Origin of the sequence: Microcoleus sp. N9_B4 (genome assembly GCF_036701635.1) — a bacterium.
GTDB lineage: Bacteria > Cyanobacteriota > Cyanobacteriia > Cyanobacteriales > Microcoleaceae > Microcoleus.
On sequence record NZ_JAUBRC010000052.1, the window covers coordinates 1 to 22,577 of the forward strand.

Below are 22,577 nucleotides of genomic sequence, written 5' to 3' on the forward strand. Positions count from 1 at the left end.
AATTTTGCACACCCTTCATCGGGCTGCAAAGATGCCCACGTCATAACTGTACTCAGTTTGACGTGGGAGTATGTCACTTCAAAGTCGTATCTGTGGGGACGGTAAATCATGCCCAACAGTTCGACTAAGGGCAGAAGCGTCCAATTGTGATAGTTGCCGATCGCATCTACTAAATGTCCGCGATAAATCTCTTTTTTTACGAGAGGTTGCAGCAAATCGAAACGGATTTTAATTTCGTTGAATCTCGACTGCATTGTAGAAAAATGTTTGCTTCGATCCAAAGGATGCGGTACAATTAGATTAGCTTTGTCAAAGGCGATCTGCACTTTTCCGTGTCTATCTATTTCCAGGAAATCGTTGCGGTTGCTGCGCCGGAAAACAGCAAAATCAATCAGCAAAAAAGGCGGGGTTTCTTTCAGCCGCCAGAAGCACTGCGACTGACCGTGCCAAGCGGGTTCGGGAACTCGATATTTGAGTTCGATTTCGCCAATTTCTGCGAGGGCTTTTTCCACAATCTCAAATGTTTCTTCCACGCAGTTATCTTCAACCACAACCGCAATATCGAGGTCTGACCACTCGTCGGTGTATCCGTGGGCTGCTGAACCTCCTTGCCATAAAGCGAGAACAAAATCTAAAGTTTGTAAGGTTAAAACAATCTTTTCCAGAATGATTGGTCTCATGGAATCAAACTATACAGTTGGTTTTGATTGTAGCGCCAATTCTCTAAAAGCAGTTTAAGCAAAGCGCCAATAAAATCGGCCGCACAAGCGGCTAGCAGCTATTGCTGCTAACCGCTTGCTATTAACTATTAAAAGTGCTATCCGATGTTGCTGAGAGTTGTGTCTTGAGGCCCGGCCATGAAGATTGAGCTTCTGAGGTTGATTGTTGAGGGGTCTGTACTCATGATAACACCCACAATGTCACCGCAGGAACAGAGGATAGCAGTATCCCCAATACCGTCTTTGTTGACATCAACGGCAGCGAAACTGATGTCATCCATGCCTTGGGTGCCTTTGTAGTAGGCAATTTTGATGATGTCGCCTTGGCTGGGGTTGAAGTCGAGAATGCGATCGGCAAAAGCAGCACCAGCGGTAAATGTATCGCCGCGCAAAATAAATTGATCGGCACCTTCTCCCCCCATTAAGAAGTCAGCACCACTATCGCCGATCAAGATATCATTGCCCGCATTTCCAATCAGTACATCAATGCCCGCTCCACCTCGGATTACGTCATTTCCCGCTCCGCCTAATAGGTAGTCGTCTCCTTGATTGCCCATAATTATATCGTCCCCCTCACCCCCGTCGAGCAAATCGTTGCCTTGTGCGCCCTTCAGCATATCGTCGCCGCGAGCGCCAACCACTGTATCGTTACCTGCATTGCCGTTAGCGGTATCGTTGCCCTGAGTGCCGATAATTTGATCGTTGCCGCCCCAAGCACGGAGCCCTCCTAATTGCCGTGCATCTTCTGGTGTAATTTCTATGAGGTTATCAGCATCATCTGCATCAAAAAAGCGACTTTCTTTAGCTCCTAAAGAAGCGCGACTAATTATGTCGGACAAGCTTTTAAGCTTGTTGTCATCGCTAATAACATTTGCCTCGTTCAAGTCGTTGACTTTAAGAGTAATGGGGATATTGTTAATACTCTCAAAACTGAAATAATCGGTGAATCCTGATTGTGCAGAATTGCCCAGCAAAACATCTGGAATTTCAATGATGTCTGCGGCTAATTCGGACTTGGCCGTGCTGTCAACGTGCTTGGCAATCTTGTTTAGATCGATATCTGCGCCTACAGCCTGACCGCTGGGTGTCACTACCTTTGGTTCCGGGGTAAGGGTGAGGTAATTAGCACCTGTGAAGTTGCTTTCCCCGGCTTGGCTGTCGATGATTTTCCGCAGATCGTTAGGAATCATATTCCCGATATGTGAAGCTCTGATGATTCCTGAATTTGATTCTATTTTACTTGCCATTTGACTTGCCTATCCTTGAAAGTAGGTTTGCTTATTTAAACTACATCAGAAATTTTTGATATTTACTTTTGTTCCGTAATTTCGATAATTTATGACTGTTTCAATAAGTTTTACACTTTGTCTTTTGACAAAGGTGGTATAAGCTTAACTTTGTAAGTTTGACAAACGGTCTTTTGACTAATTTACAAAAAAAGCTATAATAGAAACCCTTATTTTACTAATTTTTAAATTGAGGAACTTCAGCTTTTATTTAGATTATATCTAGATGATTTTTAACTGCCGATGAAGGCAGATGAACGCGGATGAACGGAGATTGTATGAGTCGGTAGAGGAGAAAATGTGGAGATGTTAAATTGAAGTCGATCTCTGTTTTATAGTAGAGCAATCCAAATGATGAAGCTAGGGGAGAGTTGATGCCTTTTGATAGCATTTGGTTTAAAAATTGGTGGTGCTGCGGTCGATCGGGAAACAGGGTGCAGCGGCACAGGCATTGAAAATCAGTTTTCAATCATCATTATGAGAAACTTGCCCGCTGTCCGGTAACATGAGAAAGGATTAATTTTTAACAGCGCGGCATGGCTACTATTTGGGAACTCGACTTTTACAGCCGTCCAATCATAGACGAGCGAGAGAAAAAAAAATGGGAAGTGTTGATCTGCGAAAGCCCGCTGAATGTAGGCGACAAGGCCGAATCTCTGTTTCGCTACTCGCAATTCTGCTCCAGTTCTACCGTGAATTCCCTGTGGCTGGCGGATGCAATTAAAGATGCGATCGCCTCCGCACCGAAACGACCTGAAAAAATCCGCTTTTTCCGCCGCCAAATGGCGAACATGATTACTAAAGCCTGCGAGGAGTTGGACATTCCCGCCGCCTGCAGCCGCCGCACCCTCGCCCTCAGCCTGTGGCTGGAAGAACGGATGCAAGACGTTTATCCCGCCGAACCGGGCTATCAACCGGTTGTGAACCCGAGCGTTCAATTTGTACCCGAAACGCCAGTTGCGCTACCGGATGCTTTAATCGGCGAAAAATGGGCGTTTGTGAGTTTGCCGATCGCAGCTTTTGACGAAATGTCCGAGTGGGATATCGGATTTGGCGAAGCTTTCGGACTGCCGATGACACGCCTCGCCCCAGAAACGCAAATTCCGGGACTAATTATCTACTCGTCGAGAGCAACAGCTTTAGCCGGTTGGATGTCGGGCTTGGAGTTGGCTTTTCTGAAATTTGAGAGCGGCCCACCCGCTAGGCTGGTATTAGATACGGGAGCTAATGATCGCTGGATTTTAGCTAATCTCAGAGACGCAGCAACTGAGAGAGAAGCGAAAGGATTTGAAGCCGCTAAAAAGCAAGCAAAAAAAGTACATTTCTTAGCAATTCAGTCGAATCCCGAATCGGAATCTTTTGCAGGATTTTGGCTGTTGCACGAACTAACTATTTAGTCATTAGTCATCAGTCAGCAGTCATCAGTCAGCAGTTAATCTACAGTCATTTAGAAAGAGAGTTAACAACTATATTGACTAATGACTGATGACTAATGACTAATGACTAATGACCAATTAATTACCGATCGCCCATTACCAACCACCGAGAATAATGACCAATCAGCAATCAGCAGAACAACTGTTAGAACTAGCCACCAAAGCAGGTGCAGAAGCTGCTGAGGTATTGGAATCGCAATCGCTTTCACGGCCGGTATTTTTTGAAGCAAACCGCCTCAAACAGCTAGAAACCGCCCAAGCAGAAGGCATTGCACTGCGGCTGTGGCGGGATGGGCGGCCGGGTTTGGCGGTGGCCTACGGGCCCGTGGAACTACAAATTTTGGTGGACAGGGCGATCGCGCTTTCGCAACTTAACGAACCGGAAACCATCGAACTCGGCACCGGTGAGAAAGTTGTTTATCCCGATCGCGGAGTGTCGGTGCCGGCCGAACAGCTAGTAAACTGGGGAAAAGAGGCGATCGCGATCGTCCGCGAAGCCTATCCCGAAAGCCTCTGCACCGCCGAACTCGACTGCGAAATCGAGAGCACCCGCTTGGTGAACACCAGAGGCTTGGATTCCAGTCACACCGACACCACCCTCAGCGGTTACTTATCAGCAGAATTAGTGCGGGGCGAAGATTTCCTCAACATTTGGGAAGGCGAAACTGAACGCGGCACCCTCGACTTAAACACGAGCGCCAAGCGGGTTTTGCAGCGTTTAGAATGGGCGAAAGACAATGTAGCCCCCGCAACGGGCCGCGTGCCGGTGCTATTTACAGCCAAAGCAGCCGACTTGCTGTGGGGGACTGTCTGTGCGGCGTTGAACGGCAAACAGGTACTCGAAGGCGCTTCGCCTTGGAACGATCGATTAGGCCAACAAGTGACATCGCCACTTGTCACCCTCTCCCAGCAGCCGGATATCGGGCCCTATAGCTGTCCGTTTGACGACGAAGGCACTCCCACTCGGGCGATCGTCTTTATCAACAGCGGAGTGTTGCAGCTATTTTATACCGATCGCACCACCGGTCGAGCCTTGGGCAGTGGCACAACCGGCAACGGATTTCGCCCAGGTTTGGGCAGTTATCCCACGCCGAGTTTGTTCAATGTTTTGATTAAACCAGGAGAGCGATCGCTAATCGATCTAATTGCTCAATTAGACGACGGAATTGTAGTCGATCAAATGCTTGGCGGCAGTGCTGGAATTTCCGGCGATTTTTCAATTAATGTCGATCTCGGCTACCGAGTCAAAAAAGGTCAAATAGTCGGCAGAATCAAAGACACAATGGTAGCTGGTAACGTCTACAGCGTCCTCAAACAATTAGTAGAATTGGGAGGAGACTCTGAGTGGAATGGTTCTTGCCACACACCGTCTGTAATTGTAGAGGGATTGTCTGTCATCGGCAAGAATTAAAGGAATCGGGCATGGGGCATCGGGCATCGGGCATGGGTAATTGGTAATCGGTAATAGTTAGTAGTTAGTAGTTAGTGGTTACTTGTTAGTAGTTTTTCTAATTAAAAATAACCAATTCACAATGCCCAATGCTTCATGGCCCATGCCCAATGCCCAATGCCCAATGCCCAATGCCCAATTCCCCATTCCCAATTCCCCCACATAATATGCGTATTTGTTTTATCGGCGATTCTTTTGTAAACGGCACTTGCGATCCAAAATGTCTCGGTTGGACAGGACGGATTTGCGCGGCCGCTTGCGGACAAGGACACGATATTACCTACTACAATTTAGGAATAAGGGGAGAAAACAGTACCGATATAGAAACTCGCTGGTTCAGCGAAGTTTCTTGCCGCTTACCTCACTACAGCGACGGCAGAATAGTATTTTCCTTTGGCGTCAACGACACTTACCTAGAAAACGAAAAAATTCGCATAGAAGTTGAAAAATCAATTGAAAATGCTCGCTCTATTCTCACGTCAGCCAAAGAAATATTTCCAGTATTAATGATAGGGCCACCGCCAGTTATCGATGCCGATCGCACAAGGCGGATTGCCAACTTGTCCGAGCAGTTTGCCCAAGTTTGCAACGAGTTAAATGTGCCTTATCTAGATGTTTGCACTCCGCTGCAAAAATCGGAAATTTGGCAAAAAGAACTTACCGAAAATGACGGTTCCCATCCCCGCGCCGCCGGTTACGCTGAATTGGCTAAAATAGTTCACAATTGGGACGGTTGGAAAGCTTGGTTTAAAAATATCAATATATCAGATCAAGAGACAGTAACGCTGTTCCGAGCCGTCGGTAAAAAAGAAATGGAACTGATTAAAGAAAGCGATTTTATGGCATTTCCGCCACGCTTATCCTTTCAGCCTACTTTTTATCCCGTAGTTCACAAAGCCTATGCCATACAAATCGCGCGAGATTGGAATACAAGAGATGCAGCATCGGGATATTTCGGCTATGTCACTCGCTTTCGGGTGGCGGCAGAATTCTTAAAAAAATATCCCGTACAAACTGTGGGCAGTTCGATTCACCAAGAATATTGGATTCCTGCAGAAGAATTGGCTCAATTTAATCAAAACATTGTGGGGAAAATTGAAATTTTTGCGGAATATCAACCCTAAACAAGGAGCGAACTATAGCCTTTCTCAGAAAGATGAGGTACTCATGGGCATAGGGCATAGGGCATAGGGCATACCTCACTTTTTTGAGAACCGCTATATGCTTGAATTTAATCAATTTTCAGTAGTGAGTTTTGACTGCCACAGCACTCTGATAGATGGGGAAAGGGGAATACTGCTAGTCTTGAGACAATTGCTGTCAAGTCGCGAGATATATTTGGGTAAATCGCAGACACGACAAAACAGGATTTGGGGCGACACGGCCGGTCAGTAGCCAGCCCGACTTGGAAGTGCCCGATTTAAAAACATTGTGGAGGCTATATGGTAAACAATCGCAGATGAACGCAGATTAGTCAAGTTCATCTGCGTTCATCTGCGTTCATCTGCGGTTAAAAAATAGTTATATTTTGCTAAGTCGAAGGATTTTTCGCTAAAGTGCGATCGAGCAGACAATTCTCAGGTCATCTACGCTATTTATGCCGTACATTACTATCCCTAAACAATTTAGGGAACCTTCCAGGGTCATCAAATCTCAACTTTTTTTACGGCCGAAACGGCTAGCCATTTTTGAAGCTTGTCTGATCGGCTTAGTGGCGGGACTGGCAGGTGTTTTGCTAAAGTCAGGAGTTGGATGGCTCGGCAGTTGGCGAGTTGCTACCTCGACATTAATCCCAGCTTGGATATTACTGCCCAGCGTCGGTTTATTGGGCGGGTTGCTGACAGGTTTATTCGTTGAGCGTTTTGCTCCCGAAACTGCAGGCAGTGGCATTCCTCACGTCAAAGCTGCTCTCGGCGGAGTCAATCTTTCCTTAGATTTGCGAGTAGCTGTCGCCAAACTTCTGACGACTATTTTAGCGGTTGGTTCCGGTTTAACTTTAGGCAGGCAAGGCCCGACTGTGCAAATAGGAGCATCTTTGGCCGGCTGGATAGGTCACTTGATGCCCACTTCCCCAGACTACCGCCGACAATTGATTGCTTGCGGTGCTGCGGCAGGATTGGCTGCTGGTTTCAATGCTCCCATTGCAGGAGTTTTGTTTGTAGTTGAGGAACTGCTGCACGACGTTTCGGGATTAACTTTAGGGACTGCAATTATCGCTTCATTTATCGGTGCAGTTGTCTCGCAGCTTTTGGGCGGCGATAGTTTAAATTTGAACCTTCGCGCGTACCAAACCAGTTTTGATGCTCAGGAAATCCCGTTTTATATACTGTTAGGAGTTTTAGCGGGATGGCTGGGAGCTTTGTTCACCAAAGGGATTATGGCTAGCTTGCAATTTAACAGGCGATCGCTCAAATTAGCTTTGCCCGTGCGAATGGCTCTAGCTGGCATAATCTGCGGTTCAGTAATAGCTTTTCTTCCAGCAAATTTCCGCGATAATACGGGTTTACGGGAGTTTATGCTGACAGGTGAAGCAAGCGGCATAACGAGTTTGATTGCCTTTATAGCTCACTTTTTTCTGACAATTATTTCCGCTGCTTCTGGAGCTCCGGGAGGATTGTTTTCCCCTGCCCTAGTTATGGGTTCTGCACTCGGTCACATGGTGGGCATTGTGCAGGCAGATTCTCTGGGTGTCGGTTTGCCGGTAACTTACGCTTTGGCGGGAATGGGAGCGTTTTTTTGTGCGGTTTCTAGAGCGCCGATTACTGCGGTAGTAATTGTGTTTGAAATTACGGCGGATTTCAAATTAGTGCTGCCTTTGATGATCTGTTCTGTAGTTGCTTATTTGGTCGCGGAAAAGGTGGATAGTGGCTCTTTGTACGATCGCCTTTTGGAGTTTAACGGCATTCAACTGACAAAGGCAAAAGCTGCCAGCAATACTTTGAGCGACTTGCACGCAGATGACGTGATGCAGCGCCGAGTTGAAACTCTTTCGAGTCTGCTGACTTTCGATGAAGTGATGCAGGCTTTTTCGCGATCGCACCACCGAGGATTTCCAGTAGTTGAAGATGGCAAATTAGTCGGAATTGTCAGTCAAACCGATTTGGCAAATGCCAGCGAGCGCAATTTGTCCGGCAACTCCCTGCTTAAAGAATTTATGACTGTACAGCCGATCGCAGTCAAAGCAAGGGATACTTTAAGCGAGGTATTGTACAGGCTCAACAACTACAATATCAGCCGTTTGCCAGTCGTAGAAGGCCGGCGTTTGGTGGGAATTATTACCCGCAGCGACATTATCCGAGTTGAATCCGATCGCCTCAGCGGAGAAACAACCCAGGGCCCGCATCCAGAACCTTCCTATGTTGTCTATCAAACCAGGGCTCCGCAAGTCGGAAACGGCCGCTTATTAGTGCCGCTTTCCAATCCCCAAACAGCACCCGCTTTGCTCCGGCTGGCCGCGGCGATCGCGCGCGATCGCAATTACGAATTAGAATGCCTGCAAATCATCTTAGTACCGCGCAACAGTTCCCCCTCCGAAAGCGCAGTGCGGACAACCAAAAGCCGCCGCCTGCTACAACAAGCCGAGCGAATTGTTCGCAATTTGAACTTGCCAGTACACACCCAAATACGGGTAGCTCACGACGTGCCTAACGCGATTTTGGAGACAATTAAGGAGCGACATATCGATTTGATTTTGATGGGCTGGCAAGGCGAATTATCCACAAAAGAACGCATTTTTGGCGATGTGGTCGATACCGTAATTCGGCAAGCAGGCTGCGAGGTAATTTTGGTTAAATGGAGCGAAAAACTATTAGCAACACGTCAGAAAAATGAGTTTTCCGGCGCTTTTAGCGGCCGGAAATATACCTCTATCGAATGGGAGTTAAATCCCGAAAAAGTTGAGGGCGCAGATAATCCCCCATTGGCGAGATCCTCAGATTCATCAGCAACTCCTGACACTGAACTTTCCCTGCCGAATTCAGACATTCCAGCCCCAGAATTGGGGCTGCATACGCTGATGGGTTTGCACCGCTGGTTGGTGCCTATTCGCGGCAGTTACAAGCAAGCTGCGGCTTTGCGGTTGCTACCTGCTTTGGTGGCTGCGAGTGCTGTACCGGAGATTAAATTGTGTCAGGTTCATCAGCCTTCTGTTGCAGAACCCGATCGCGGAGAATTAAAGCAAGCAGCGGAGTTTATCAAGCGCCGGGTTAGCTGTTCGATAATAGCGACTTCGGTTTGCGCTAAATCGGTTTCTGATGCTTTAATTGATTTGGCTCAGAACGATCAGTGCGATGCGATCGTCCTGGGAGCGAGCCGTGAAGGGCTGCTGAAGCAGGTGATTCACGGGAACATCCCGGAAGCTGTAGCGCGCGGGTGCGACTGTACAGTCATTTTAGTGCGATCGGCCTCTTAGCAAATTCATACCATTTTATTCTTCTTCCCAGGCTCTGCCTGGGAATACATACCCGGAGGTTCTGTCTCCCATCACTAATACAGCGTATTCCAGGTTTACCAAGTGTAGAGACAGGGTAAGCTGTTGTGCATCTAATTTGACAGTCAATTTTTCTACAATTACTGTGGAACGGGCATCCTGCCCGTCTCTGGGTTCAATTTAAATGCGTAGCAGCTTAAACGCATCTTAACTTTAACCCAAGATATGCTACAGTTAAACCCGACTAAATTTCAATGTAGTTTGTTGTAGCTTAGGGGTGCTATCAACGGCAAGAGGTTTTAGTAAATCTGTAATTTCCCAACAAAAACAAACAGATTCATTGCCTTCAATGAATATTTTAAAGGCCAGTTTTTGAGAACATTTTGCCAATTTGAACGACCCGATAATAGAAAAAAGTAAAGAACACTTACTCAAAGATATTATCGCGATTGCGATTCTAGCTTTCCAGACGCGGTGCGGAGGGATCGGTCCGGAATAGAAATCTATGGAAAAGCCAAATATGAATTGCTAAAAGGCTTTCTAGAACTCCCGAATGGGATTCCTTCTCATGATACATTTAGTCGAGTCTTTGCCCGACTGGAACCGAAACAAGTTCAAGATTATTTTTTAAGTTGGGTCAACTCAATCACCCAGAAATGAGAGCTAGAAGTTATCGCCATTGATGGTAAAACAATGAAACAATCTTGCGATCGGAATCACAGCCAAAAACCGCTACATATAGTCAGTGCCTGGCCTGCCTCCCATCAATTAGTTTGAGGGTAAAAAAAGTCAAGAGTAAATCTAAGTCACTGACAGCAATTCCGGCTTTATTAGAAATGCTAGACATTGAAGGAAGCATAATAATACCATTTCTCTAAAATCGTGCAACACTCTTCGACCCCCCCTAGCCCCCCCTTGCTAAGGGGGGGAACAAGAATACTGTTGCATTCTTTTTTAAAATTGGTATAACTATTCATGCTTTGGGATGTCAAAAATAGATAACATCGCTCATAATCTAGAAGAAAAAAGATTATTTTTTAGTTTTCCAATAAACTAAAAGACTTCTTCATAAAGCCGTAAGAAAATGGTTTGAATTAGCCAGTAAATAAGATTTTATGGGCTGAAACATAGCTATGATCAGCACGTAGAAGCTGGATATCATCTAATTAAAAAAAGACTGGTTTGGACGGTAGCTATCTCTGAGTTCCCCCGCTTCATAATCAATCATTATGGACAGGATTAAAGACAATTGTGATGATAGCAAGTGAGCGACGTTTGTGGAATAAAACTACCACAGAAGTTCGCTTTTATTTGAGTAGTTTAGCCAGTAATGCCGAAAAAATTGCTGGGGCGATTCGCAGTCATTGGGGCCTTGAAAATAGCTTACATTGGACATGAGATGTTACATTTTGTAAAGATAAGAGTCGCATTCGCAAAGATCATTCTCCCGAAAATTTTGCTCTCCTACGTCGCGAGTGCCATCAATTTACTGAAACAGGAAAAAATATTTAAAGGAAGTTTAAAAATGAAAAGGTATCTGGCGGGAATGGATAATAATTATTTAGTCCAAATTTTAGACTCTGCCGATTAACGCTCGAAAAAGCAAACGAATTCCAGATCTAAATTGATTCTGCTTTAGGAATTTTTGAATTCTCAAGGCCCGATTTTAATAGGTTAATTGCGTCAGATTTAAGATTTTTAATAATAGTTTTTTGAGAGACTTTAGTGATGCACCAATATGATTTTGTGTCAACTTAATTTAGATGTGTTGAGCCTGAAGAAATCTATTTGCTTTTGTTGAGAATTTACAGCTTTACTAAAACCTCTTGCCATTGATGAAACCCATAAACTACAACAAACTATATTGAGTTTTAGTCGGATTTAAATGTAGCATATTTTGGGTTCCAGTTGAGATGCGTTTACCCTGTCATTATAAGCGTCACCCGATCGCCCTTAAAAATTCATCCGGCGATAGACTTCAGACATCGGAAGTTCTATATTTAAACTGTGCAGGACGATCGCCCGATCGAGCCGATCGCAAACTTGCCATTGCCAGCGCTCGCTACTTGGGCGATCGCCATTATAATATTGCTCAATATAGGGTTCAGCTTGACTAACCAGCAAATATTCACAAAAACTAGCAAGAGAGCGATATTTTCTGAACTTTTCACCTCGATCGTAGCCTTCAGTAGAGGGCGAAAGAACCTCAACAATCAGTAAAGGATTGAGAATTTCATCCGTGCGATCGCCATTGAGTTCCGGTTCGCCATTGACGACGATCAAATCAGCATAGGTTCCGCACCGATGTTCGGGAATCCAAACCCGCAAATCGCTGTTATACAAGCGATTTGCGGTGTCTCTGAGCAAAAATCCCAAATAAATTAACAAGTTACAGGCGATCGCACTGTGGACTTCTGAACCTCCTGACATAGCGATAATCTCTCCGTTACAGTATTCGTGACGTTCTTCGGCTGTTTCCTCGATCGCCCGGTATTCATCTGGAGTAAAGCGAGTCTTTGTCGCATCGGGAAGATTTGGCGGGTTGGTTTGAGTAATAACCACGATCGCACCTCCTAAATAATTAGACTTTAAATAATTATGGCTGACAGCTAGATAATTGTCTCAACCCAGAGGCGTTTTCTGGATTCCCTTCCAATTCCCGAACAAACTCTCCATGCCTTTTTTTCCACTTCTGCTTCACAACTGCTAAATTCTCGCTTTCCTTTTATTTTTAACACTCAATTGCTTAGTAAGCGATGTATAATAATGCAAAGCAAAAAGCAGATTAATTCCAAAAAACACCAAAGTTAAAACAAATGTAAAAAAAGACGTAAACGACAGCCGGGAAGTCATCGTAAACATCGCCAAAATGATTGAGCAAAGCCCAAAACCGGAAGCAAAAGAACTTAAAAGCAGCAACCGCACCTTAGACATAGTTTAATTTAAAGATTATCAGTAAAATGCACTCTTGGCAGCTACAGAGGAGTGCCAAATGATACTTATTACTATATAGCGGAATTGCTCAGTTCCGCCAAGGGCAAAACGACTGCTTTCCTAAAAATGTTTGAATTATAGAGAAAAATACAGCCCGCGCTCTTGTAAACTCCTGTTGCTCGACTTAATATCAATCAAAGGAATTCCCCCGCCTCTGCGAGCATTCCACCTTTCGCCGTACAGTCACCGCAGCCGCAATCCCGCTGACAGCAAAGTATTCGCTTCCAAAACCGCGCTTTCCCTGGGATTCCAAACATTGCCAAAATCCACAAACGCCGTCACCTGCAAAACTCCTTGTTTGTTGCGGGTGCGCTGGCATCGGATACCGCAACTCGGCTGAATCAAAAATCCCGCTATCGGCAAGCATTGCATCCTGACGGTAGCCCCGCAATGTGTCTGATCCCCCTATACCGAATTGTTCGATCGCCAAAAGCTCTGCCCCAGCCAATTCCACATCCGATCGCACCCGCAGCAGCGTCTCAGGAGCCAACAACCGCACGTACTGCAATTAACCCCGCCAGGTCAAAAATTGACTGTCAGGGCTGCTGCTGCTCACCGTAGCGCCAAATGCTGCAACTCCCTGACAGAACTGCGATCGCGCCGCCAAGACATCTCTCTCCCCTCTGAGTAAAATCCTGAAACAGCCTCAGCACCGCAACCGGATTTCTACCCCAATTATCTGCTCCCGGCGACAGTAGAAAATCCTTTCCCAGCAAAGATTTACCGCTTTCTCGCCTGCGGATACCGATATCGATCGCGATTTCTCTTCTCGGATTTTGCACGATCGGCTCGCGGTCAGTCAACTGCCAACTACTTCCCATCGATCGACTTTTATCGTACCCGCAATGTTAGCAATTCTGCAGGCTGTGCCGGCGCGGGAACAGCAAGTAGCAAGTGGCAAAAGCTGTTCGCCTGAAGGCAAGGGCGCTGGCGACGCGGGTTATGGGAGACGAGGCGGATTTGGCAGCCGCGGGTTGGGAATCGGAAATTCGTGTCTGTTTTCTCCTCGATTCGGCAATTGAGGGAGAGTTTCTGTTGCCTGACTTTGGGTGGATTGATCGAACTCCGGGATGCTATTTTCTTGCTCTTTACTGTCTCTATCTAATTCTGAGCCCGAGTATAAATCACGAAGCCGATCGCGATCGTCTGCTGTTTCTTGATTTAATTTAAATTGAGATGGTAAATTATCATACAAAATTGGCGCTTGCACCCCTGATTCAGCACCAACCATCGACTCGCCAACACTTAGAGCTGATAGCAGTGTGGGGCAAATAGCTGCAATTGAAAAACCAAGTGCTAATGCCTTGAAAAACTTGATTTTACAAAAGCCTCTAGAAAATTGCACGGGCATGACAGATTAGCCATATTTGATAGTTATTTACACTTACGATCGGGCACGGCCGGCGCAATTGCAAGGAATAAAATTACTTTATCACTTTTTAAAGACTTAATTCGTTAAGTCAATCTAAAGACAGTTGACAAAAATAAAGTTTTGTGTATTCAAAAATTTCTGAAAAAAACTCCGACCTCCCAAGCTAGCCCTGTAGGTCGGCGGAGCATTCTATCAAACCTGCGATCTGACAAATAGGTAAATTTTGATAGAGATTACTACATTTTATTGAGCTGCGATCGCAATTCTTCCAACTCAGCGTCAATCACCGGGCTCGACTCCGAGCTACTAGCTGCTGCCGTTTTACCCGCTGCCGGCAATTGACCTTGAGACACAGAACCCCCGGTAAGTTGAGCTTTCATCTGAGCCAACTCGTCGTCAACATCACCGCCACTTTCGAGCAAGCGGAACTGTTCCTCTAAATTGCTGCCGCCGGCGGCCAATTCTGCCGAAGCCCCCGCGCGAGCTTCAATCTGCAAAACTTTTTCTTCCATGCGATCGAAAGCCGCCATTGAACTGCCAGTATTCAATGTGCCAATGGTATTGTTGAGCTGTTCCTGAGCTTTAGCAGCGGATATCCTCGCTTTGAGCATATCCTTCTTAGTCTTAGCTTCAGAAATTTTGCTCTCCAAACCGATCAAGTTGCGTTTGAGACTTTCCACCTGAGTTGATTGCTGATCCAGACTGGCTTTCAGCGTAGCCGCCGTTTCCGCGTGAGACTTTTTGCGAACTAGCGCTTCCCGCGCCAAAGTCTCGTCTCCTTTTTGCAGGGCTAGCTGAGCGCGCTGCTGCCACTGGTTAGACTGAGATTCAGCTTGATTGTACTGAGTCTGGGTGCGCTTTTGAGTAGCGATCGCGCTGGCAACGGCCTGACGCAACTGCACCAAGTCTTCCTGCATATCCGTAACAGACTGTTCTAAAATCTTTTCCGGGTCTTCAGCTTTGTTGACCAGATCGTTAAGATTGGCTTTGACGACTCGGCTAATGCGGTCAAATAATCCCATAATGCTATTTTTCCTGGGTGAGGTGTACGAAGTAGGCGGAAAGCAGGCTTGATAGCCCTAGCCCGCAGTTGTGAAATTGACTCTTGTCAGATTTTTAGTGCGATTTAGTTTTTGGCAATTTTTGCAGACAGATAAATCCAGTTTAAAGCGATCGAGTAATGTGATGCAGGCAAGCTTATTCATGCACATATCTAATAAACTACCCGACACTCATGCTTTGCATAGAGTGCGGGCTTTCAGTAGCCCTCAAGACAACTTCCTGCAAAGAGCAGGACATTATCTCGGAACCTCCGGGCAGGTTTACGATCTGCCCCAAAGTAGCAATATTTCTGGCTCCATTCACATCGGCATCGCCAATCCATCCGCATCGCTCATTCAGGCACTCAAACCGCTTACCTTGGCGATTGCCAATCACCTTGCAACAGTGACAAGTTTTCGAGGTATAGCGCGGAGCAACCAGTCTTACATCAACGCCAAATTTCACGCCTTTATAGGTCAGGAATTGGCGCAACTGGTAGAACGCCCAACTATTGCTGCGTCTCCGTTCTGTTTTAGACCGTGGCAGTTCATTGGTACGCTCTCTGATTCCGGTCAAGTCTTCCAGGGTAATAGCCTGATTTGATGTCTTGGCTTGCTGGATCAGTCGATAGCTGATGGTATGGTTCAGCCATGTCTGGAATCTCCGTTCTCGTCCACTCAACCGTTGCAAAATCTGTCTCGCCCTTCTACGAGTAGACCTTGTGCCTTTGGACGCTTTACGCTGTAACGAAGCCCGTACACGGTTATATCTGTCTCTGGCTTGTGTTACCTGTTTCCCACTGAATTTCTCTCCAGCAGATGTACAAGCAATGTCTGTGCGTCCCAAATCAACACCCAAGACATCATCAGTCTTTTGTTTCTCTGGTGGCTCAGACTCAAGCTGAATGTTCAGATAAAAGCTGCCATCGTGGCGCTTTACCAAAGTTGCCGTTTTGGGGTCTTGTCCTTGCAGCAAGTGTTTTTGGTAATTACCAATGTGCAGCTTAAACTTTTCTCTGCCCTTGAGCATGGTCAAGCTGACCAACCAATCCGATTCGCGGAAGGTGAAAGTTCTCGCGTCGTAAGTGGCAGAAGTGGGGGCAAACTTCTTAACGGGCTTAACCTTTTGCTTTGCCGTTTTGCGATTAGCGCAAACTCTACGAATTGCGTGAATCGTCATTTGAGCAGACAGCCCAGAATGCGATCGCGCTTCCTTGTAAATCAAGGACTGAACAGCAATCTGATTCGTCAGCTTTTCGAGTGTATGGGTGTTCACGTACTCACAGCATTTTGCAAAGGCAGTCAGTACCGCATTCAGCTTTTCAACCTGCTGCTGCGATACTTCCAATTTGCAAGAGACTGTAAGAACTTGGGACATTTTCAAAGGGTGAAGTTTTGCTGTTGTTATAGCGTATTGGCAGCTTTCGGGGTATCGAACCCCTCAATCTGCCGCGCATTCCTCCCGACACTCACCTTTCAGGTAGAGTGCGGGACTCCTGCTGTTCTAGTTGAGTTTAACTTCGATCCGGGAATTCCCCAACAGGCTTCGAGCCATCTCTAGCTAGGCTGTTGAGAAGTTTTTGCTCGTCCCGACTCTTGTTCTGTTGCCTGGGGTTCAGGATGCGGGCGGCTCGCTCGACGGCAATTTGGGTATATTGTTGCCCGGAAGCATTTGTGCTTTCATCGCCGCCAACTCGGTATCCACATCGTCGGCACCTTCGAGAGAGAGAAACTTCTTTTCTAAATCATTAGTTCCGAGTTCTGCGATTGCTTCGGAGCGAGCTTCTAGCTGCATGACTTTCTCTTCCATCCGTTCAAACGCGCTCAAAGCGCTGCCGGTACCGAGATTGCCCATCATTTCTTGAAGCCTTTCCGACGATGCGGCCGATCGAGCTCGGGCAATGTACATATCTTTTTTAGATTTTGCCTCGGAAATTTTACTTTCGAGCGCCCGCATATTTTCTTTAAGTTTAGTCACAACAGCGTTCTGTTGTCCGAGACTGGCTTTCATCGCCGTTGCCGTTTCTTGATAAGATTTCTTGCGCGTCAGAGCTTCCCGCGCCAAGTTTTCCTCGCCTTTTTGCAAAGCTAGCTGCGCCCGCTGATGCCATTCTGCTGCTGTAGACTCAGCTTGGGAGCACTGGCGTTCAGTGCGTTTTTGAGCTGCAATCGCTCCGGCCACAGCTTGTCTGAGCTGCACTAAATCTTCCTGCATATCCATTACAGCTTGTTCCAGAATTTTTTCTGGGTCTTCTGCAGCCCCGACCAAACTGTTAATATTGGCTCGAATCACTCGCCATAGGCGATCGAATAATCCCATTTTGCCCGTCTCCCGATTTTATTAAATTTTAGATTTAGGACTGGGAATTGACAATTACAAAACCAATTTTGTGTTAGACAAAACATTCATCATTGTCTAGCTTTGTCTAACAATTTAGTTAAAGTTTTTCACCCTTTACCTAATTTATGGTTGATAGTATTGTGGCTTCACCCCTTTTTCTTGGAGTTCTTTCACCAAACGTTCTGCTGAGGCAGGATCGTTCAAAGCCCCCATTTGGATCTTGACACCCTTTGAGAAGTTTCGCACGTAGGCATCGGGAACAGCGGTTCTGGCTTGCTGCAGCGATTTTTCGTCGGTGTAATCGGTGACAACGTAATAGAAACCGTCAGCCGCCCGTGCAGGCCTTCCCAGCGGGGATGCGGCGGCTGGGGATGCGGCGGCTGGGGATGCTGTCGCCGGGGATGTGGCGGCAGGCTGGGCTGGGGAGGGTGTTGGAGGCAGTGTCGGCAGTGTCGGCACTGGCTGGGCGGCGCTAGGGCTGGGAGTGGGAAGCAAAGCCGTACTCAGATTGTTGAGTCCTTGTTCCCTGCCTCTGGCCGGGTTGCCGTCTTCTGTAGGAATTGGCACAGCACCGCTGGGGCCCGGAGGCGCTGGCGGAGTTGGCGGGATTGATGCTTTTGGTGACGGGGAAGGAATCGGGCTGACTGTCGGCTGGACATTACTGAGAGTGCTCAAATCTAGCTCGACAAATTCCTTGGATACCAGATTGGGAGCTTTCGGCAGTTCTTTGGTGCTGGTATCTGAGTTAGAGGCGGGACTGTCGCTTGGAGAGGGTGAGGTGCGATCGAGAAAACGGTTCAGGCCTGCCATCCTAACTAGATTTGATGGGTACATGACTGCGTAGCCCAAAGCTGTGCATGACAGCAAAAACAGCAGCATCGAACTCAGTCCCAAGGGAGTTAACAAACTGGCGGCTAAACTGCGTTCTACCGTAGGCTCAGCTTTTGACTCGTCCAAACTTTCGATCAGTTTTTCGCTTGATTCGAGATACTTGTTGGGTGCCAAGGCACTGCTAGATAATTTTGTGCCCCCCTTGGTAGTTGCTAGCGGGGCATCGCCCTGAGTGCCGGCAAGGGATAGGGGCAGCGATAGCGGCTGCTGGGTTTCCTCCGCAGTCTCTGGCGCCAAATTTTGGGCTAGCTGTTGCTCGGTTGTGGCTGTTTGCTTGCCGGTACGAACTGAGGGCGACACCCACTGTTCGGCGCGCCGCCTGTGCCTTCTGTATGTTGTCAGTTCTGCTTCTAGATTTACATCTAGACTCCCCAGGACTGCTTGCAAAGCAGGGTTGATTGGGGTTGAAGAGGATTGATGATTTGGGGATTCCACCGAAGAACGCTTACTCATTAGCAAAACTCCTACCGCCTCTGAATTAATTTTAATATGTTGATTGTAGAGATAAACAAGAAGCGTAAATTACCCAGCACGCTCCCTGAGTACAGGTACAGTGTGGGCTTTCAATAGCCCTGAAATGATCTTGCAAATTGCAAAACAATCTCGAACCTTCGGGCTTATTTACGAAAGCCCCAATAGCAGCAATATTTTTGCTACCGTTTAAGTCTGCGTCACCTTTCCAGCCACAATGACCACAAGCAAACTTTTTACCGTTTCTATAAGATTCACCCTTTACAGGGTTAATATGATTGCATTTGTGGCACATTTGGCTAGTGTATCTAGGCTCCACCAACAAAATCTTTACGCTATGCTTTATAGCTTTGTATATCAGGAATTGGCGCAACTGAAAAAATGCCCAGCTATTGCTAAGTCTCCGCTCTTTTTTTGAGCGTGGCTGCTGATTTGTGCGTTCCCTAATTCCCGTCAAATCTTCCAAAGCGATAACTTGATTTTTGTTCTTAGCCTTGGTTACGATACGGTGACTGATAGTGTGATTTACCAAGGTCTGAAAGCGCTTTTCCTTGCCCGACAACCGTTTCAACAATTCTCGACATCTACGCCGAGTGCTGCGCGTGCCTTTCGTGGCTTTTCGCTGGATATTTGCTCTCAACTTGGCATAATGATTTCTAACTTTGGTAATTTGTTTACCGCTAAATGTATCTCCATCAGAAGTAACTGCAATATCAGTCCTACCCAAGTCACAACCCAAAACTTGATTGCTGGGTGGAGGCTCGGCTGGCTGAGATTCAAGCTGAATATTAAGATAGTAACTGCCATTTTTGCGTTTGCACAAAGTAGCAGTCTTGGGGTTTTGACCTTTCAATAATCCAAGTTGGTAGTTCCCGATAGCCAGTGCAAACCTTTCCCTACCACCAGTAGTGGTCAAACTTACTGTCCAATCTTTTTCCCTAAAAGAAAAGATACGGGTATCGTAAGTGACGCTAGTAGGAGCAAAGCGGATGACTGGCTTCCCATCTTTTTTAGCTGTTTTTCTGTTGCCAGAAACCCGTCTAATAGCATGGATTGCTAGCTGTGCCGAAAGTCCAAACATATCTCTGACATCGTGATATACCAAAGATTGCATCGCCAATTCATTTGTCAGGGTTGGTGGCACAGTTTGATTCACATATTCACAAGCATTCGCAAACGCCTGAAGGGTCGCATCAAGTTTGAGGGACTGCTCAGGCGTTACTTGAAGTTTGCAAGATACTGTCAGGACTTGTTTCATGACAAGAGTGTATCACGTATTGAATAAATTCTGTTGCGTTTATAGATAATTTGTTCAGCTCTTGAGCCTCACGCGCATTCCTCCCGTCACTCAACGGAGTACCGTTAGAGTGCGGGACTCCTGCTGTTTTAGTTGAAAACTTGCCTATTTTATGATTAGCTACTTTTGGCGTCAATGCAACAAGGGCCCGATTGTCGGCAGCTATTTTTAATTTTCCGGGGAAAACTTAATTGTTGGTGTTTCCCAGAGGCTGCTTACCGACACTCTCAGCCAATTTTTGTATTCTAAGCTACCGCTTATTTGTAACCTCTCATACTCGTTGGGCATTTGTACTTTTTCTTGATCCCTAACGTCTTTATAAACTTTTAACCTGTGTTTTTACCTATACAATGAGCAAGCACCGAACCTATTGTTTCTATATATAACGAGATTATAAATAAATTATAAAATTTAATTATGCTTCGGGGATCGCTACAACCCAGACAGCATAAAGGTTGGGATGCTCTAAAACCTGCTAGCTCTACAAAGGAGAATTAGAGATGAAAATGATTTCCCTAACAACTTTTATGCAAACCTCCTTAACTTCACCTTTAACTTCAGCTTGTGGTCACTGCCGTCACTATACCCCTGAGGGCAGACGCGGGGGTATTTGCGCTTTACTAGGCGGGCCGGTTCAAAGTCACTGGAAAGCTTGTGCTTTAGCGGTTTCGCCTTTTAGGTCATCTTGGGAAAATATAGAAGAAATTGGACTGTGGCAAGAATCGACTCTGACGCTGCAGGATGCCACCGTCACTCTTTCCGAGCGCAATGCCTGCCAGCTTACAGGCACAACGTTAACCGAAAAATCGGCAGCAGCAGTCTCGGTCTAGTTCGTCGGCTGCCCTGCTGCTCATACCATTTTCGATTTTAGATTTTCGATAGGGGAATCACTGATCATTATCATGGTTTGGATCTGGCAAAGCAGTTTCATTCTTTTTGGGAACTGGTATCAATACTGACACTTTTGGACGATCGGGTGCATTTGGCTTTACTAACTCATAAAAATCCGCAGCATCTACTTTAATATGAGCGCATAAAAAACTGATTTCTCCATCCAGCTATGGCAGCCAAGGATATTGACTAAAATCAGGTTGCCGTTTGTCCAAAAAGGCTTGTTTGCCTTCGGCGCCTTCCTGCGTCATATAGTACAGCAAAGTGGCATTTCCCGCCAGTTCTTGCAAACCGGCTTGACCGTCGCAGTCGGCATTAAAAGCGGATTTCAAGCAGCGAATCGCGATCGGACTTTTTTCTAGAATTTCCGCAGCCCACTGAATCCCTTCAAGTTCTAGTTGTTCGACGGGCACGACGCAGTTGACTAAACCCATTTCTAGGGCTTGCTGTGCGCTGTACTGCCGACACAAAAACCAAATTTCTCTGGCTTTTTTCTGGCCGACAACTCTGGCGAGATAGCTAGCTCCAAAACCACCGTCGAAACTGCCGACTTTGGGGCCGGTCTGTCCGAAAATAGCATTGTCAGCAGCGATCGTCAAGTCGCAAATTAAGTGCAGAACGTGACCCCCTCCAATTGCGTAGCCTGCAACTAAAGCAATTACAACTTTGGGCATCGATCGAATCAACTTCTGCAAGTCGAGCACGTTCAACCGGGGTATGCCACCTTCGTCTACATATCCCGCCGAACCCCGCACGCTTTGGTCGCCGCCGGCGCAAAAGGCGTATTTGCCGTCTGTATGAGGCCCCGCACCGGTGAACAGGACAACGCCGATTTTTGTGTCTTCGCGGGCATCAGTAAAGGCATCGCACAGTTCCAGCACGGTTTTGGGACGGAAAGCGTTCCGTTTGTGAGGTCGATTGATGGTAATTTTGGCGGTGCCACCACTTTTGTGATAGAGAATGTCTTCGTAGGTTTTGGCGGTTTGCCATTCAATTTGCATAATCAATCAATTTGAGATTTGAGATTGAGCTGAGTCAATCAAGGCAGCGACAAGTCGCTTTTAGATTTTAGAGGCATTCGGTTCAATGGAATACCAGGGTCGATCGACTCTTGCCAAAAAAATAAAGCGGGACTTAGGCAGAAACCAGGTTTTTCACCAACATACGCCGTGCAACGGTCTCGGTAGGGGTTAAATAACCCGGTTTTTGAGGGTAAGAGCGCCCAAGTCCCATCTCAAATGGAAACAGGGTCAAATCCTCGAAATCCTCTCACTACTTTGTACTGCCCAAAAATTTATATGCGCTGGATTATTGGCGGAGTAAAATACTCAGCAAGTGCTTTGCTGCTTTGCCAAATACCGGATCGCGGGACTCGAATTCGCTGGGATCGAGTAAAGCTTGAACTTCGCCAAAAGCTTCTGAGTCCAGGGTTCCTTCTTTAGTAAATAAAGTGTCTAGGACTGCAATGTGTCTGGAGTCGAGGCCGAGCCGATTTGCGATCGACTGTAGGTACATTTGCTCCCGCAGGTCGATGTGTCCGTCGGCCGCTGACATTTCGTAGCCGGAACCGATGAGCAACAGTTTTTCAGATTCTGAGAAGAAAGCTGTCAGGGTTAGCAATTCCGTGGGGTTGAAGTAAACCTGCTGTTTGGATACTCCTTTGACAAGGCGCTGAATTAGTTCTACCCGATCGCGGTCGCCGCTGGCAAAGGCTTTGAGAGTCTTTTGCAGCCGTTCTTCTTCTTCAACTGCGATCGTCCTGTCAATAATCATCACTCCGCGCAGGATGGAAATCAGAGCAGTCAAAAACACTACCAAAGGAGTGATATCTTGTTCGCGCAGCTTTTGCCGGCTAATGCGGCACAACAGCTCAACAATTTCAGTGGTAATCGTAGTGGTGTCCATAATTAAAGACTCTCGATTAAGCTGTAATGTAACTTTATTTATCGATCTTAAGTTT

The 22,577-nt window shown here is 46.5% G+C and carries 19 protein-coding genes; 6 read left to right on the forward strand and 13 right to left on the reverse strand.

Translation table 11 applies throughout. From position 1 onward, the window contains the following. A partial coding sequence (locus QUA43_RS25785) for a nucleotidyltransferase domain-containing protein (RefSeq protein ID WP_333377645.1) occupies window positions 1-680 on the reverse strand: 680 nt, incomplete at its 3' end. A 137-nt stretch (window positions 681-817) separates the two neighbouring features. Next, window positions 818-1,909 carry a calcium-binding protein gene (locus QUA43_RS25790; protein WP_333377648.1) on the reverse strand — a complete coding sequence of 364 codons (1,092 nt, stop codon included), beginning with the start codon at window positions 1,907-1,909 and terminating at the stop codon, window positions 818-820. Window positions 1,910-2,541: 632 nt separating this feature from the next. On the opposite strand from QUA43_RS25790, the gene QUA43_RS25795 reads away from it, so the two are divergent. The 5 genes from QUA43_RS25795 to QUA43_RS30970 all read left to right on the forward strand — a co-directional run bounded on the left by QUA43_RS25795 (window position 2,542) and on the right by QUA43_RS30970 (window position 9,980). Further along, a complete protein-coding gene (locus QUA43_RS25795) occupies window positions 2,542-3,402 on the forward strand; it encodes a Tab2/Atab2 family RNA-binding protein (RefSeq protein ID WP_333377651.1) in 861 nt (286 codons plus the stop codon). A 154-nt stretch (window positions 3,403-3,556) separates the two neighbouring features. Further along, entirely contained in the window at window positions 3,557-4,852 is a 1,296-nt protein-coding gene (locus tag QUA43_RS25800; protein WP_333377653.1) for a TldD/PmbA family protein, read from the forward strand. 206 nt (window positions 4,853-5,058) lie between these two features. Then, complete coding sequence (locus QUA43_RS25805; RefSeq protein ID WP_333377656.1) at window positions 5,059-6,015, forward strand: GDSL-type esterase/lipase family protein; 957 nt, start codon at window positions 5,059-5,061, stop codon at window positions 6,013-6,015. 473 nt (window positions 6,016-6,488) lie between these two features. Beyond that, a complete protein-coding gene (locus QUA43_RS25810) occupies window positions 6,489-9,302 on the forward strand; it encodes a chloride channel protein (RefSeq protein ID WP_333377659.1) in 2,814 nt (937 codons plus the stop codon). 492 nt (window positions 9,303-9,794) lie between these two features. Continuing rightward, window positions 9,795-9,980, forward strand: a complete 186-nt coding sequence (locus tag QUA43_RS30970; RefSeq protein WP_445302006.1) for a transposase family protein — start codon at window positions 9,795-9,797, stop codon at window positions 9,978-9,980. 1,293 nt (window positions 9,981-11,273) lie between these two features. Here QUA43_RS30970 and QUA43_RS25815 read toward each other — a convergent pair. The 9 genes from QUA43_RS25815 to QUA43_RS25855 form a co-directional block, all read right to left on the reverse strand. Beyond that, window positions 11,274-11,882: a Uma2 family endonuclease gene (locus QUA43_RS25815; protein ID WP_333377662.1), complete on the reverse strand. Its 609-nt coding sequence runs from the start codon at window positions 11,880-11,882 to the stop codon at window positions 11,274-11,276. A 562-nt stretch (window positions 11,883-12,444) separates the two neighbouring features. Beyond that, window positions 12,445-12,813: a ShlB/FhaC/HecB family hemolysin secretion/activation protein gene (locus tag QUA43_RS25820; protein WP_333377728.1), complete on the reverse strand. Its 369-nt coding sequence runs from the start codon at window positions 12,811-12,813 to the stop codon at window positions 12,445-12,447. Between the two features lie 37 nt (window positions 12,814-12,850). After that, window positions 12,851-13,135, reverse strand: coding sequence for a hypothetical protein (locus QUA43_RS25825; protein ID WP_333377664.1), 285 nt, complete (start codon window positions 13,133-13,135; stop codon window positions 12,851-12,853). A gap of 119 nt (window positions 13,136-13,254) precedes the next feature. Further along, window positions 13,255-13,665 carry a hypothetical protein gene (locus QUA43_RS25830; RefSeq protein ID WP_333377666.1) on the reverse strand — a complete coding sequence of 137 codons (411 nt, stop codon included), beginning with the start codon at window positions 13,663-13,665 and terminating at the stop codon, window positions 13,255-13,257. A 257-nt stretch (window positions 13,666-13,922) separates the two neighbouring features. After that, window positions 13,923-14,708: a PspA/IM30 family protein gene (locus QUA43_RS25835; protein WP_333252265.1), complete on the reverse strand. Its 786-nt coding sequence runs from the start codon at window positions 14,706-14,708 to the stop codon at window positions 13,923-13,925. A gap of 199 nt (window positions 14,709-14,907) precedes the next feature. Next, complete coding sequence (locus QUA43_RS25840; protein WP_333377669.1) at window positions 14,908-16,104, reverse strand: RNA-guided endonuclease TnpB family protein; 1,197 nt, start codon at window positions 16,102-16,104, stop codon at window positions 14,908-14,910. A gap of 237 nt (window positions 16,105-16,341) precedes the next feature. Continuing rightward, on the reverse strand, window positions 16,342-17,046 hold the full coding sequence (locus tag QUA43_RS25845; protein WP_333377671.1) for a PspA/IM30 family protein: 705 nt from the start codon (window positions 17,044-17,046) through the stop codon (window positions 16,342-16,344). Between the two features lie 144 nt (window positions 17,047-17,190). Continuing rightward, window positions 17,191-18,411 (reverse strand): SPOR domain-containing protein, encoded by a 1,221-nt coding sequence (locus tag QUA43_RS25850; protein WP_333377674.1) that lies wholly within the window; start codon window positions 18,409-18,411, stop codon window positions 17,191-17,193. A 31-nt stretch (window positions 18,412-18,442) separates the two neighbouring features. Next, the gene (locus QUA43_RS25855; protein WP_333377677.1) at window positions 18,443-19,687 is read right to left on the reverse strand and encodes a transposase; all 1,245 of its coding nucleotides are present in this window, start codon (window positions 19,685-19,687) and stop codon (window positions 18,443-18,445) included. 539 nt (window positions 19,688-20,226) lie between these two features. On the opposite strand from QUA43_RS25855, the gene QUA43_RS25860 reads away from it, so the two are divergent. Beyond that, window positions 20,227-20,556, forward strand: a complete 330-nt coding sequence (locus QUA43_RS25860; RefSeq protein WP_333377679.1) for a hypothetical protein — start codon at window positions 20,227-20,229, stop codon at window positions 20,554-20,556. Window positions 20,557-20,784: 228 nt separating this feature from the next. On the opposite strand, the gene menB is transcribed toward QUA43_RS25860, so the two are convergent. Together menB and QUA43_RS25870 are read right to left on the reverse strand one after the other, a co-directional pair. Then, window positions 20,785-21,618, reverse strand: coding sequence for a 1,4-dihydroxy-2-naphthoyl-CoA synthase (gene menB / locus QUA43_RS25865; RefSeq protein WP_333377680.1), 834 nt, complete (start codon window positions 21,616-21,618; stop codon window positions 20,785-20,787). Window positions 21,619-21,925: 307 nt separating this feature from the next. Then, entirely contained in the window at window positions 21,926-22,522 is a 597-nt protein-coding gene (locus QUA43_RS25870) for a TerB family tellurite resistance protein (protein WP_333377683.1), read from the reverse strand. Window positions 22,523-22,577 lie beyond the last annotated feature (55 nt).